This is a genomic window from Actinoplanes sp. NPDC049599, assembly GCF_044465625.1.
Classification (GTDB): domain Bacteria; phylum Actinomycetota; class Actinomycetes; order Mycobacteriales; family Micromonosporaceae; genus Actinoplanes.
In genome coordinates, this window is sequence record NZ_JBITLX010000015.1 from 118,519 (window position 1) to 132,506 (window position 13,988).

11 protein-coding genes are annotated in these 13,988 nt (G+C 71.9%); 2 read left to right on the plus strand and 9 right to left on the minus strand.

Features of this window, described 5'->3' with window-relative positions; all coding sequences use genetic code 11:
- Window positions 1-795 precede the first annotated feature (795 nt).
- The 8 genes from rny to ACIBQZ_RS25275 form a co-directional block, all read right to left on the minus strand.
- Window positions 796-2,517, minus strand: a complete 1,722-nt coding sequence (rny, locus tag ACIBQZ_RS25240; protein ID WP_396091229.1) for a ribonuclease Y — start codon at window positions 2,515-2,517, stop codon at window positions 796-798.
- A gap of 374 nt (window positions 2,518-2,891) precedes the next feature.
- A complete protein-coding gene (locus ACIBQZ_RS25245) occupies window positions 2,892-3,479 on the minus strand; it encodes a hypothetical protein (RefSeq protein ID WP_396091230.1) in 588 nt (195 codons plus the stop codon).
- A 1,447-nt stretch (window positions 3,480-4,926) separates the two neighbouring features.
- Window positions 4,927-5,553 carry an LPXTG cell wall anchor domain-containing protein gene (locus tag ACIBQZ_RS25250; protein ID WP_396091231.1) on the minus strand — a complete coding sequence of 209 codons (627 nt, stop codon included), beginning with the start codon at window positions 5,551-5,553 and terminating at the stop codon, window positions 4,927-4,929.
- A 717-nt stretch (window positions 5,554-6,270) separates the two neighbouring features.
- A complete protein-coding gene (locus ACIBQZ_RS25255) occupies window positions 6,271-7,104 on the minus strand; it encodes a regulatory protein RecX (protein ID WP_396091232.1) in 834 nt (277 codons plus the stop codon).
- A gap of 496 nt (window positions 7,105-7,600) precedes the next feature.
- A complete protein-coding gene (gene recA, locus ACIBQZ_RS25260; protein ID WP_396091309.1) occupies window positions 7,601-8,647 on the minus strand; it encodes a recombinase RecA in 1,047 nt (348 codons plus the stop codon).
- Window positions 8,648-8,848: 201 nt separating this feature from the next.
- On the minus strand, window positions 8,849-9,049 hold the full coding sequence (locus ACIBQZ_RS25265; protein ID WP_396091233.1) for a DUF3046 domain-containing protein: 201 nt from the start codon (window positions 9,047-9,049) through the stop codon (window positions 8,849-8,851).
- 78 nt (window positions 9,050-9,127) lie between these two features.
- On the minus strand, window positions 9,128-9,790 hold the full coding sequence (locus tag ACIBQZ_RS25270) for a UdgX family uracil-DNA binding protein (RefSeq protein ID WP_396091234.1): 663 nt from the start codon (window positions 9,788-9,790) through the stop codon (window positions 9,128-9,130).
- Between the two features lie 56 nt (window positions 9,791-9,846).
- Complete coding sequence (locus tag ACIBQZ_RS25275; RefSeq protein WP_396091235.1) at window positions 9,847-11,193, minus strand: aminotransferase class I/II-fold pyridoxal phosphate-dependent enzyme; 1,347 nt, start codon at window positions 11,191-11,193, stop codon at window positions 9,847-9,849.
- 29 nt (window positions 11,194-11,222) lie between these two features.
- Here ACIBQZ_RS25275 and ACIBQZ_RS25280 point away from each other — a divergent pair, with 29 nt between their 5' ends.
- Complete coding sequence (locus ACIBQZ_RS25280) at window positions 11,223-12,539, plus strand: bifunctional pyridoxamine 5'-phosphate oxidase family protein/GNAT family N-acetyltransferase (RefSeq protein ID WP_396091236.1); 1,317 nt, start codon at window positions 11,223-11,225, stop codon at window positions 12,537-12,539.
- Window positions 12,540-12,549: 10 nt separating this feature from the next.
- The gene (gene leuE, locus ACIBQZ_RS25285; RefSeq protein WP_396091237.1) at window positions 12,550-13,206 is read left to right on the plus strand and encodes a leucine efflux protein LeuE; all 657 of its coding nucleotides are present in this window, start codon (window positions 12,550-12,552) and stop codon (window positions 13,204-13,206) included.
- Between the two features lie 16 nt (window positions 13,207-13,222).
- Here the strand turns inward: leuE and ACIBQZ_RS25290 are convergent, their stop codons facing one another.
- Window positions 13,223-13,987 (minus strand): sporulation protein, encoded by a 765-nt coding sequence (locus ACIBQZ_RS25290; protein WP_396091238.1) that lies wholly within the window; start codon window positions 13,985-13,987, stop codon window positions 13,223-13,225.
- Window position 13,988: the final 1 nt, after the last annotated feature.

The window sequence follows — 13,988 nt, forward strand, 5'->3', positions numbered from 1 at the left end:
GGTGACCACGCACGGCTGGTGGATCGTTTCTATGCCGTGCGTGGTCACCCCCGGCCCCCGCCTTGCATGGGGGCCTGTTTCGGGCAGGTTCTTGGTTGCTCGCCGCTGGGTGCATGGTTCGGCCTTGGTGATCCCCTTGCGGTTGGTGGTCTGGCTTCCGCGCTGTGGTTGGTCCAGGGGAGTCGGTTGGGCAGGCCGAGCTGGGATGGTGGTCAAGCAAACATTCCGCGCCGGTTGCGGTCAGCGGGTTTCGGCTGGGCGGTGGGTTGCTCCGGGCTGATAGACCATTCCCGGTTCGGTTCTCCGGGCCCAGTTCCCCGGGCCCAGCTTCCCCCGGCCTAGCCCAACTCCCGGCCCCAGCTCTCCCCGGCCCGGCCCGGCCCCGGCGCCGGCCCAGTTCCCGACCCGGTTCTCCAGGCCCAGCTCCCCGGGCCCAGCTCCCCCGCCCCGGCCCAGCTCCCGACCCCAAGCCCCAGCTCCCGGCCCAAGCCCCAGCTCTCGGCCCGGCCCAGCTCCCGGCCCGGCCCGGCTCCCGACCCCATGCCCCAGCCCGGCCCTGGCTTTCGACCCCGAGCCCCAGGCCAGCCCTGGCTTTCGACCCCCAAGCCCTCGGCCTGGTCCAGCCCTGGTCTGGCATGCAATCGGCGGAAGCCGGATATATCCGTGCAATCAGCCTGCGTTCGGCGGGAGCGACGGTCAGGGCCATGCAATCAGGCACGACATCCTGATTTTGAACTTGCTCTTGCTCTTGCTCTTGCTCTTGAACTTGCTCTTGAACTTGGGCTTGGGCTTGGGTTAGCGGGCTAGTTCTGTTACTCGGGATTCGCGGACTACTGTTACTCGGATTTGGCCGGGGTAGGTCAGTTCTTCTTCGATTTGTTTGGCTACGTCGCGGGCCAGGACCGCGGCGCCGATGTCGTCGACGTCGTCCGGGCGGACCATGACGCGGATTTCGCGGCCTGCTTGCATCGCGAAGACCTTGTCGACGCCGACCTTGCCGGCGGCGATTTCTTCGATGCGTTCGAGGCGCTTCACGTAGGCTTCCAGGCTTTCGCGGCGGGCGCCCGGGCGGCCGCCGGAGCAGGCGTCCGCGGCCTGGGTCAGCACCGCCTCGATGGTCTGCGGTTGGACCTCGTTGTGATGCGCTTCGATGGCGTGCACGACGTCTTCGGACTCGCCGTACTTGCGGGCCAGGTCCGCGCCGATCAGGGCGTGGCTGCCTTCCACCTCGTGGGTCAGGGCCTTGCCGATGTCGTGCAGGAACGCGGAGCGCTTGATCGTCGGGACGTCCAGGCCCAGTTCCGCGGCCATGATGCCGGCGATGTGGGCGGTTTCCACCAGGTGCTTGAGGACGTTCTGGCCGTAGCTGGTGCGGTAGCGCAGCCGGCCCAGCAGGGTCGCCAGCTCCGGGTGGATGTCGGTGATGCCGACGTCGACCAGGGCGTCCTCGGCCGCGCGTTCGCACAGCCGGTCGACCTCGTTCTTGGCGCTGTCGAAGACTTCCTCGATGCGGTGCGGGTGGATCCGGCCGTCCAGGACCAGTTTCTCCAGCGTGAGCCGGCCCACCTCGCGGCGCACCGGGTCGAAGCAGGAGAGCAGGACCGCTTCCGGGGTGTCGTCGATGATCAGGTTGACGCCGGTGGTCGACTCGAAGGCCCGGATGTTGCGGCCCTCGCGGCCGATGATCCGGCCCTTCATCTCGTCGCTCGGCAGGTGCAGGACGCTGACCACGCTTTCCGCGGTCTGCTCGCTGGCGATCCGCTGGATCGCGTCGACCACGATGTGCCGGGCGCGGGTGTCGGCGGTGTGCTTCGCGTCGCTCTCGATGTCGCGGATGAGGATCGCGGCTTCGCGCTTGGCCTGGCTCTCGATGGTGTCGATCAGTTCGGCGCGGGCGGCGTCGGCGGTCAGGCCGGCGACCCGTTCGAGCTCCTTGCGGCGGTTCTCCTCGGCGGCGGTCAGCTCGGCCTCACGGACCGTCAGCGCGGCCTCGCGGGTGGCCAGGTCGGTGTCCATCGCGGCCAGCCGGCGTTCCCGCTCGACCAGGCGCTCCACCTCGTCGGCGTGCAGGCGTTCGCGCTCGTCGATGCGGGCGGCGCGGCGCTCGACCTCCGCGGCGTGCTCCTTGGCCGTCGCGTTCAGCAGGGCGACCTCGCGTTCGCCGCTGCGCCGCGCGGCCGCGCGGACCTGCTCCGCGTCCGACTCCGCCTGGCGGTGGGCGTGTTCGAGGATCGTGTCGGCCTCCTCGTGGGCGGCCTCCAGAACCCGGCGGGCCTCGGCCCGCGCGGAGGTCGCTTCGGCCTTGGCGGCGGCAGCTTCCGCCCGTACGGACGCGGCCTTCGCGTTCGCGTCGTCGACCTTGGCCTTGGCGTCGTCGAGCGTCTGCTCCCGGCGGTCCCGGTCGGCGGTCTTGCTCTCCTGCAGGGAACGCAGCGCACGGGCGCCCAGGACCAGGCCGGCCACCACGAAGGCGGCGAGAACGACGATCGCCACCACGAGCACCCACTCGAGGGTCATCTTCGCCGTGTCTCCCTTCGCCGCGCCGCATCGCTGCGTCGGCTGCCTGTGGCGCTGCCCGACCAAGGCGACTGACCGCAGGCGCGATCAACCAACGGCGCCAGGTACGGCGTCGAGGACTGACCTCAGGGTATGTCTGGCCCCCGCCCGCGCGGTCTGCGGGCGGCGGAGGCATCGACGGCGCCCTGCGCCTGAAGTGATGCCGTAATGTAATGCGATCTATGTTGTGCGCTTAGCCTGCGTGGTCGAGCAAACCTGTGTAACGCGAGGCTAGGTCGCGAGTGCCGCTTCGGTCAAGGACTCATGATTCGGCAGCGGATGGGACGTACGGCACAGACCTGCTCACGCCCTGCTCACGTACGTTGCGGGGCATTTCAGGCGTAGCGGGCCCAGACGTCACGCATCGGCTCCCACTTCTGCCCCGTCCCTTCCTTCCAGTAAGCCAGCAGGTAAGCGGCGACCGGGGTGGCGGAGTCGTCCCACCAGATGCCGCTGACGGTCCGGCCGGAAGCCTGGTACGCGTACTCAACGTAGTTGCCGTTGGTCCGGCCGGAGGGCGTGGCCTTCCGGGTGGCGTCGCCGGCGCCGGGGGTGAGCGTGCGAGCGTCGACGGCCTGGCCGAGGGTCTTGACCGCCGCCTTGTCCCGATCGGCGACGGTGGCGTACTCGACGAAGATCACGCTCATCGCGTCCATCTCGCAGCGGACCCGGGTCTTCTCCCCCTTGTTGAGCGCCGGGCCACCCTTCTCGCCGCTGCGCGAACAGCCGGAGAGCTGAGCCAGCCAGCCCTGCGCGACCGGCGCAAGCGCGCCGGTGAACTTCGGCTGGTTGATCGCCACCTGGTTCTGCTCGTACGGCGGCAGCGCGCCGGCAGTGGGCGCGGGGGTGGCCTGAGTCGGGGCCGGGGCGGGGTCGGCGGCGGTGGAGCGGCCGAGGAACCAGCCGCCGGTTCCGAAGATCACCAGCCCGGCGAGGAGGCCGGCGAGGGCGGGGAGGAGGAGGCGGGACTTGGGCTGCTTGGGGGTGGGCTCGATGCGGGGGCCGGCCGGGGCTACGGAGAAGCCGTACGGGTCGGGGGTGGGGGCGCCGCCGGAGATGGGGTCGGTGGCTGACCAACTCGGCGGGGTTGAGGTGGGGGTTTCTTCGTAGCCGAAGCCTGTGGGGGTTGGGGGTGCGGCGTACGTCGGGCCTGGGCCGGGCGGTGGTGTTCCCGGGGGTGCGCCGTAGGCCGGGCCCGCGCCGGGCGTTGGCGTTCCGGGGGTGGCGGTGTTGTGGAAGGGGCCGTAGCTGTCTGGTGTGCCGCTTGTGACCCTATTTGCAGGGGCGGGCGGTGCCGTTCCCTGGCCGGGGTAATGGGCCGGGGGCGCCGGCGGGGGTCCGTAGTCCGGCGGCCTGGTGGGAGCGGTGGTCGGCGGCGGGCCGGAGGGGTGCGTCGGATCAGTGCGCTGAACAGGTGTTTCTCCGCCGGCGGGAGGACCCGGGAGGTCCGCATCCGGGGCGTTGGCGGCGGCTGTGTGCTGGACGACCTGAGCCGTCGCGTCAGCGTCCTCGCGAAGCGGGCCGCCACCACGCTGAGCTGGGTGGGCGTCGTCTGTCACGACGCAGCAGATTACCAGTCCGGCGCTGTCGGCGAAGCCCTGGAAGATCCACCGACGGCGATGGCTGGTGTCTTGCGGATCTTCGCCGGATGGTCCGGGGCGGGGTGGCCTTTGGGGCGAGTCGCGTGCAGTTCTCCCTGCTGCAGCCGGGCGATTGGCGATTGGATCGGGCGGGCGGGATCGGCGCTTGTTCGCGCCGGCGTTGATCTGCCCCGGGTCCGGAGCGGGGTTGAGGCGGCCGCTCGCCGGATCAAGCCTCTGGGAGCCGTCGGTTGGACCCGGATCGGCGCTCGGCCCGGATGAGCGTCCGGCTTGGACTGACGGAGTCGCTTCCTACCGGTCCGGCCCGGCGCGTTGACGCCGGGCCGGACCTTGGTGGATCAGGCGTCCGTGCCTTCAGTGCTTGGGGTGGGCCGGAGAAGGCGCCTGTAACCTCCGCGGGCCGGACCCGATCAGGCACCCCCTCAGGACGACGACACCGGGCCCAGCCCGATCAGGCACCCTCACCCTCAGGACGACCGCACCGGGCCCAGCCCGGTCAGGCGCTCCCGCCCTCAGGACGACCGCACCGAGCCCAGCCCGGTCAGGCGCTCCCGCCCTCAGGACGACCGCACCGAGCCCAGCCCGGTCAGGCGCTCCCGCCCTCAGGACGAGGGCGCCAGCGCCGGGCCGGAGTGGATCTGGCGTCGTCCGTGCCCTTGGTGCTGCGGCGAGCCAGATCAGGCGTCCACGCCCTCAGGACAACAGCGCCGAGCCGGACCCGATCAGCTACCGCCCCCTTCGAGGCGGCGGCGGGCCGGAGCGGAGTGGATCAGGCGTCTGCGCCTTCGAGGCGGCGGCGTCGGGTCACGAGGACCAGGCCGACGCCGCCTGCGGCGATCGCTGCGCCGAGGCCTGCGATGCCGATGGCGTTGGCGCCGGTCACCGGGAGACCTCCGCCACCCGAGTTGGAGCCGCCTCCACCACCCGCGGTGTTGTCGTCGCCCCCGTTGCCCGAGCCGCCACCGTCGGAGTCATCGTCGTCATCGCCGGTGCCGCCGCCGGTGCCGGAGTCGGGCGGAGTGGTCGGGTCGGCAGGACCGGGATCGCCGCCACCGGGCTCTTCACCACCCGGGTCCTCGCCACCCGGATCTTCACCACCCGGGTCCTCGCCACCCGGATCTTCACCACCCGGGTCCTCGCCACCCGGGTCCTCGCCACCCGGGTCCTCGCCACCCGGGTCGCCGGGCTCCTCGCCGCCTCCGCCGCCGCCCGGGTCGTCCGGGTCCTCCTCGGCCTTGGTCGACGCGTCGTCGTCCCCCGCGGCGGCCGGCTCGGTGAGCACCACGACGCCGCGCATGGAGTCGGTGATCGTCGAGGCGTTGGCGGCATTGGCGCCCGCCAGGGCAGCCACACCGACCGCGCCGATGAGCACGCCCAGTCGAGCCGCAGCACGCACGCCGCGATGGCGTGCGAGTCGATTCGTCTTCATTTTCCTCCCCGTGCCGTGGAGGGACCGCCATCCGCAATGGACAGTGGTCCCCGTAGTCCGGGCTGCAACCTACCGACTATCGGTGGAGACTTCTATCCATGATTGACAATATGGATGAAGTCGGACACTTGGCATTCGGAGAGGCTCGCACGGGGCGGCGGCGGCCACGGATAACACGTGACAGAACGCTTCCAGCGGAAGCGCGAGGCGGGCGCGAAACGATGTGACCGGTCACCATTCAGTCGCCGGCTGCACGCGGGCGCATGGGTCGACTTGTGCCGTCGCTCACGTGATTCGGCGGTCCGTGGACCGGCGCTTGAAAGCCCGTCGAAGGGCCGGCCGGGTGCGACGACATCAACGCGTCTTGAAACCGTGGGATCGGCGCGCACGAGCAGGTGCAGCTGGGTGTCACCGCTGCTGTCGGCGCGAGTGCCGAGGCCGTGTGCGCGGCGGAACGCGAACCGCCGACGCTCGGCTACCGCATTTCGCCGCGTTTGACTCAGCGGAGGTTAATCGGCGGTCTCGGGTGACTTGTCAACCAGAGATTGGTCGCCATTTCGCCGCAGCGAACGAGCGCCCGGGCTATGGCGACGAACCGCATGGAGGTGTGATCGGGGTGCGATAGGAAGTTCACCGTTCGGGACGGCGGTCGAAATTGCATGCGTGAAGTGAGCCGGCCTCCGGTCAGGAGAGGGAGTCGGTTGCTTCGTCTGCCAGGGCGTCCGCGTCGATCTGATCGGCGAAGGCGGCGGCTTCTTCGTCGCGGGACGCGAGTGCTTCCTTCACCGCCTGGATTGCCACGCCCGCCGGGTAGCCCTTGCGGGCCAGCATCCCCACCAGCCGGCGGAACACCTGGTCGGGGGTGCCTCGTGCGGAGCGCAGCTTGCGGTCGACCAGGGCGCGTGCCGTTGTTGCCTCGGCTTCGTCGTCCAGGGTCTCCAGTGCTTCGGTCGCCACCTCGGATTCCACGCCGTGCTGGCGCAGTTCGTTGGCGAGGGCGCGGCGGGCCAGGCCTCGACCCTGGTGGCGGGTTGACACCCACATGCGGGCGAAGGCGGCGTCGTCGATGATGCCGACCTCATCGTAGCGGTCCAGGACCTCGGCGATCACCTCTTCGGAGATCTCCTTACGGGCCAGGACCTTTGCCAACTCCGCGCGGGTTCGGGGGCGCACGGCGAGCTGGCGGAGACAGATGTCGCGGGCGATCTCGGATTCGCTCCGTGGGGCTTCGGATGGGCGGTCGGTGGTGTCCTTTGCGGAGCGTCCGCCGCCACCGGAACCGGCGCGGTTGCCGGAGCGGTTGCCGTTGCCGTTGCCGTTGCCGAAGGGTCGGCTGCCGGATGCGCCGAAGGCCCCGGAGGAGGCACCTGCCGGCGAGCTCCGGCGGCGCCGTCCCGCGACGTTGCCGCGTTCCGGGTCGTCGGGCCGGAGTTCGCCGTCGGGAGGATCGTCGGATGCCGGCCGGGGCGGGATCGCATCCCAGCCGCGCCCGGATCGTGCGCCACGTCGACCCGCCATGACCTCAGCCCCGTCCTGCCACGACCAGCGGTCCGCCGGCCTGCGATGACGCCATCAACCCGGCGGACAACACGCCTGCCGACCAACCGCCGAAACGCGATGCCGACCCAGACACCTCCAGCCCGGACGACGACATCCGACCACGACCGGCGGAACGCGATGCCAACCCAGACACCCCCGGCCCGGACGACGACATCCGACCACGACCGGCGGAACGCGATGCCAGCTGGCCGGAAGGCGATGGGCATGCAGGGTCGCCGAGCCGCGGGCCCACTCGAACGGAAGGAGACATGCCCACCTGGCAGGCGAGGTCGGGAGACACACCGGCCGGTCCGTCGAGCTTCGGCTCCGTCCTCGTGCGGCCCCCCAGCGACCCCGCGCCACCGCCAAGCGCCACGCCACCGTCAGACGGCGGGAGATGCGGGGCGGTTCGTCGGGGTGACCCCGGCCCGTCCGGGCCGGGGTCGGCGGATGGTGTTGGCGGCGGGCGCATCGGTCAGAAGTCGACCGGTGGTAGTTCCGGGCCGCCGGCGGCGTCGCCGGTGGTCTGGCCTACGCCGAGCTTTTCCAGGATCTTCTTTTCGATTTCGGCTGCGACGTCCGGGTTGTCCTTCAGGAACTCGCGGGCCTTTTCCTTGCCCTGGCCCAGCTGGTCGCCGTCGTACGTGTACCAGGCGCCGGACTTGCGGACGATGCTCTGCTCGACGCCCACGTCGATCAGGGAGCCCTCGCGGGAGATGCCCTTGCCGTACATGATGTCGAATTCGGCCTGCTTGAACGGGGCCGCGACCTTGTTCTTCACGACCTTGACGCGGGTGCGGTTGCCGACCACGTCCGTGCCGTCCTTGAGGCTTTCGATGCGGCGCACGTCGAGGCGCACCGACGAGTAGAACTTCAGCGCGCGGCCACCGGTGGTGGTCTCGGGCGAGCCGAACATGACGCCGATCTTCTCGCGGAGCTGGTTGATGAAGATGGCGGTCGTGCCGGAGTTGTTCAGGATGCCGGTGATCTTCCGGAGCGCCTGGCTCATCAGGCGGGCCTGGAGGCCCACGTGGCTGTCGCCCATCTCGCCCTCGATCTCGGCGCGCGGCACGAGCGCGGCCACCGAGTCGATGACGATGATGTCGAGCGCGCCGGAGCGGATCAGCATGTCCGCGATCTCGAGCGCCTGCTCACCGGTGTCGGGCTGGGACACCAGCAGGGCGTCGGTGTCGACGCCGAGCGCCTGGGCGTAGTCGGGGTCGAGCGCGTGCTCCGCGTCGATGAAGGCCGCGATGCCGCCGCCGCGCTGGGCGTTCGCGACCGCGTGCAGAGCCACTGTCGTCTTGCCGCTGGACTCCGGCCCGAAGACCTCGACGACCCGGCCGCGCGGCAGGCCGCCGACGCCGAGCGCGATGTCGAGGGCGATGGAGCCGGTGGGGATGACGGCCATCTGCGTGACCGGCCGCTCCCCGAGGCGCATCACCGATCCCTTGCCGAACTGCTTGTCGATCTGCGCGAGAGCAAGGTCTAGCGCCTTGTCCCGATCAGGTCCTGCCGCCATGTCCGCCACCCCTGTATTCGACTTCCCGGGCATCTTCGCCGAAGAGCTGCTTCTGTTCACCACGCGGGTCACGCTAGACCTAGGGTCTGACAAAAACCGGCGCCCGGTCGCGACCTGTGGATGACTACGCCGCTGAGAGGATAGCCGAACAGGTGTACGACGATCGAGCAACACGCCAGAACAAGCGTACGAAAAAAGGGGTCAGCGCAGGCGGGCAGGCACCCGATCGGGGTACTCGGACACCACGGCGCGCCATATAGTAAGCGTCTCCACACCCTGAGCTATGGATTCGTTAATGGTGCGCCCGCCGAGCGCCGCAAAAGTCTGATCGGCGGCGAGACTCCGCGCATAGCCGGAGCCGAAGGCTTGTTCCAGGCGCCCCCAGAAGTCCGTCAACCGCACGGCGAAAGACTACTCGCGGCGCCCGAATCGCCCCGCTCGACGTCCTGTTGAGATCCGCGTCACTCTGCGCCGTACCGGTCAGACCAGCACCGTCGCCGCGACCTTGAGGTCGTCGACCAGGCCGCGGAAGGCGGCGTCCCGGTCGTCGGCGCGCAGCACCGCCGACGGGTGGATGGTGGCCAGCGCGCGCGACTCGGCGCCCGGGAAGTCCTGCGGGCGCTGCGCCGCGGCCGGCCACGGCAGCAGCTCGCCCCGCGACCGCGTCACCCGGAACGACGGTCCGAAGAGGGCCTTCGCCGCGGTCGCGCCCAGCGCCACCACCAGATCCGGCTTGAGCAGCGCGAACTCGGCCACCAGCCAGGGCCGGCAGGCGGTGATGTGCGCCGGGCCCGGGGTCTGGTGGATGCGCCGCCGGCCGCGCAGCTCGAACCGGAAGTGCTTCACGGTGTTGGTCAGGTAGATGATCGACGGGTCGATGCCGGCCTCGTCGACCGCGTCGCGCAGCAGCCGGCCGGCCGGGCCCACGAAGGGCAGCCCCTGCTGGTCCTCGATGTCGCCGGGCTGCTCCCCCACCAGGACCAGCCGGGCATGCTCCGCGCCCCGGCCGAAGACCACCTGGGTGGCGTCCTCGTAGAGCTCGCAGCCGCGGCAGCCGGGCGCCGCCTGCTTGAGCTCCGCGAGGCTCCGCGCATCGGCGGGGATGAACTCCTGGGCACCGGGCGGGGCTTGCGTCGTAGCCATGGAACCGTTCTACCCCGCGGCCTCCGGGCCACGCGCGCGGGTTCACCCGATCCGACTCATCGGGACGGCGCCGGCACGGCCCCGGGACGGGCCGCGGCGGCGACCCGGTCGGCCAGGCCCTCGATCGCGTCGTCGTCGAGGGGGCTGACGGTCAGCCGTACGCCGGGTGGGGCGTCGATCCGGAACAGGGAACCGGGGGCGACCGCGTAGCCGGCGTCGCGCAGGGTGGCCACCGCCCGGGTCTCGTCCGGCACGTCGATCCAGATGTTGATGCCGGTGGCGCCGCGGGCCCGCACCCCGCGGGCGGTCAGGGCCTCGCGCAGCGCGCGGCGGCGGCGGTCGTAGTCGGCGCCGGCCGCGGTGATCCGGGCCGTCGCCTCCACGTCGCGCCAGAGCCGCAGCAGCAGCCGTTGCAGCACTGTGGACACCCAGCCGGCGCCGATCCGCATCCGGCCCACCACCCGGGCGATCGTCGCCTCGTCGCCGGCCAGGACGGCGATGCGCAGGTCGGGCCCGAACGGCTTGGAGGCCGACCGGACGAACGCCCACGCCGAGGTCACGCCGCAGAGGCAGTGCAGCGGGACGCCGGCCAGCTCGGCGGCGTGGTCGTCCTCGATGAGCAGCACGTCCGGGCTCCGGGCCAGCACCGCGCGCAGCGCCACGGCACGCTCGGCGCTGACCGCGGCCCCGGTGGGGTTCTGCGCCCGGGTGGTGATCACGGCGGCGCCCACCCCGGCGGCGAGGGCGGCCGCCAGCCGTTCGGGCAGCGGGCCCTCGTCGTCGACCGCGACCGGCACCGCGGCGAGCCCCAGCGCGGCCAGCAGGTCCAGCAGGTTGGCCCAGCCCGGATCCTCCACGGCCACCGAGTCGCCCGGGCGCAGGTGGGCGGTCAGCAGGCGTTCGATGGCGTCGAGGGTGCCGTTGGTGACGGTGATGGCGGCGTCGTCGACCGGCACACCGTCGGCGGCGAGGCGGGGCCGGGCGGCGTCGATCAGCTCGGGCATCGCGCCGGCTGCCGCGTACCCCAGGGGAGGGCCGACCTCCTCGGACACCGCACGGAGATGGCGGCCCAGGGCCGGCAGCAGCCGGGTGTCGGGGTCGCCGGCCGACAGGTCGAGCGCGCCCGCCGGCACCGGCAGCCGGAGCGCGGAGCGCGAGCCGGCCACCGCCGGGCGGGCCCGGATCCGGGTGCCCTGCCGGCCGACGGACTCGACGATGCCGCGTTGCCGCAGCTCCTGGTAGGCCTTGGCCACGGTCGCGGGGCTGACCCGCAGGTGGTCGGCGAGCAGCCGGATGGGCGGCAGCGGATCGCCCGAGGACCAGTCGCCGCGGCGGACCCCGGCCTCGATGCTGGCGGAAATGGCGGCGGCGCTGGAACCGGTGACCTGATACTGTGCTGGCACAAGATGGATTCTGTACTAGTACAGGCCGAATGGCAAGGAGGGTCTCCGTGACCGACCGCTACCAGCCCACCGATCGGACCACGGCCACCCGCAACCGCGACCGGATGTACTACGAGCGCGAGACGGCCCACGCCATCCTGGACGAGGCGTACGACTGTGCCGTCGCGTTCGTGGTCGACGGCGAGCCGCGGGTGCTGCCCACGCTGCACGTCCGCGTCGGCGACACCCTCTACCTGCACGCCTCCTCGGGCGGCCGGCTGGGCCTGCGGGCCCGCGCCGACGGGGTGCCGGTCGCCGTGTCGGTCACCCTGCTCGACGGCATCGTGTACGCCCGCTCGCAGTTCCACCACAGCGCCAACTACCGGTCGGTCGTGGTGCACGGCAACGCCGTACCGGTGCTCGACGAGGCGGAGAAGGGTGCGGCGATGCGGGCGCTGGTGGAACGGGTGGGCCACGGCCGCAGCGCGGAGAGCCGGCCGCCGACGGCCCGGGAGCTGGCCACCACCACTGTGCTGGCGCTGCCGCTCGTCGAGGTCTCCGTGCGGGCGCGCTCCGGCGGCGTCGCCGACGACCCCGAGGACGCGTCGCTGCCGCACTGGGCCGGCGTGCTGCCGTTGCGCCGGGTCGCCGGTCCGCCCGAGCCGGACGCGGGAGTCAGCGGCCCGCCGCCCGCGTACCTGCCGGGGCCGACCTCGCCGTGGCACCTCGCGGCGCCGATGCGCGGGCAGCACGTCGCGTTGGAGCCGCTGGCGCCCGGGCACGCCGACGGGCTGCTGGCGGCCCTCGGCGACGACGAGACGTGGCAGTTCCTGCCCACCGAGCGGCCCCGGACCCGGGACGAGATGGCCGGGCACATCGCCACCGCGGCCGCCCAGCAGTGGGCCGGCGAGCGGGTCTCGTGGGCGCAGTGCGACCCGCGGACCGGCGAGGTGCTGGGCATGACCAGCTACCACGACATCGACCCGGAACGACGCGCGGTCGGCATCGGGCACACCATCCTGGGCCGCCGGTGGTGGCGTACCGGGGTGAACACCGAGGCGAAGCTGCTGCTGCTCGAACGGGCCTTCGAGGTGCTGGGCGCGGAACGGGTGATCTGGCACACCGACATCCGCAATCAACGGTCGCAGCGGGCGATCGCCCGGCTGGGCGCGACCCGGGACGGCCTCATCCGGCGGCACCGGCTGCGGCCCGACGGGACCTGGCGGGACACGGTGCTGTTCGCGATGACGGTCGAGGAGTGGCCGGCCGCGGCGGAGCGCCTCCGCGCCCGGCTCGCGGCGGGCCCGTGCGCAACGCCACACGTTTCTGTCCCTCCGGGCACTGCCACCGCCCGGCCGTCGCGCTGAGGATGGAGGCGTGCTGGGGATCACCGACTTCTGGACGTACGTGCTGGGCACGCTCGCGATCGTGCTGCTGCCCGGGCCCAACTCGATCTTCGTGTTGACGGTCGGGGCGCAGCGCGGGGTGCGCGCCGGATACCGGGCCGCCGCCGGCGTCTTCATCGGTGACGCGGTGCTCATGGCGCTGGCCGCCGCCGGGGTGGCGTCCCTGCTGCGGACCTATCCGCCGGTCTTCCTGGTGATCAAGTACGCCGGTGCGGCCTACCTGGCCTGGGTCGGCTTCGGCATCATCCGCGGCTCCTGGCGCAAGTGGCGGGACCGCGGCGCCGAGCCGGAGCAGGCGCCGCCGACCGGGCTCGCCGCCGGGATGCAGCGGCCGTTCCGGCGGGCGCTGGTGGTCAGCCTGCTCAACCCGAAGGCGATCCTGTTCGTGGTGTCGTTCTTCATCCAGTTCGTCGAGCCGGGGTACGCCTATCCGGCCCTGTCGTTCCTGGTGCTCGGCGCCGTGCTGCAGGTGTTCAGCGCGCTGTACCTGACCGCGCTGATCTTCGGCGGACGGTTCCTGGCGGGGCAGTTCCGGCGCCGGCGGCGGCTCTCCGCGGGCGTGGCGACCGGGATCGGCGCGGTGTTCGTCGGCTTCGGGATCAAGCTCGCCACCGCCACCGCCGGCTGACCCGGCCCGCCCGGGGCTACGGCCTGGCGACGACCTGGTGGACCCAGCCCTCCACCAGCGACACCCAGTCCACGCCGGCCACCTCGCCGTGCTCGACCCGGTGCCGGGCGTACGTGTCCCGGCCCTCGCGCAGCAACCCGCCGCGCTTGTCGAACTCCAGGATCACCTCGGTGCCCGACTCGTCGGTCACGAACGTCACCTCGACCTCGTCGATCGCCGACGTGTGCTCCGCCGGGGCGGCGAACTCGATCTCCTGGTAGAAGGGCAGCTCCTGGCGTACCCCGTAGATGCCGCCGCGTTCGACGTCGGCGTGCCGCAGCCGGAAGCCCAGGCGGTCGAAGGCCGCCAGGATCTGCTCCTGCGCCGGCAGCGGGTGCACCGCCACCGCGTCCAGGTCACCCTGGTCGACCGACTTCGCCACCGACAGCTCGGTGCGCACGCCCATCGTCATCCCGGCCAGCGGCCGGCCCGCCACGTGCGTCACCGGCGTCTCCCACGGCACCGTCAAGGTGAACGGGATGTCCTGCCGGGCGCCCGCGACCAGCGTGAAGTTGCCGGCCACCGACGCCCGGTGGAACTCCAGCAGCGCCTCGCCGTCCTCCGCCTCCACGCGGGTGACCAGGGCCAGCACGATGTTGTCGATCAGCACGTCGTAGTCGCCGCCGGCCACCCTGACCTCGCCGCGCAGCGTGCCGCCGGGGCGGGTGGCCGGGTCGGTCAGGACCGTGTCGACGCTGGGGCCGCCGACCCCGAACGCCCGCAGCACTCTCGCGAAGACCATC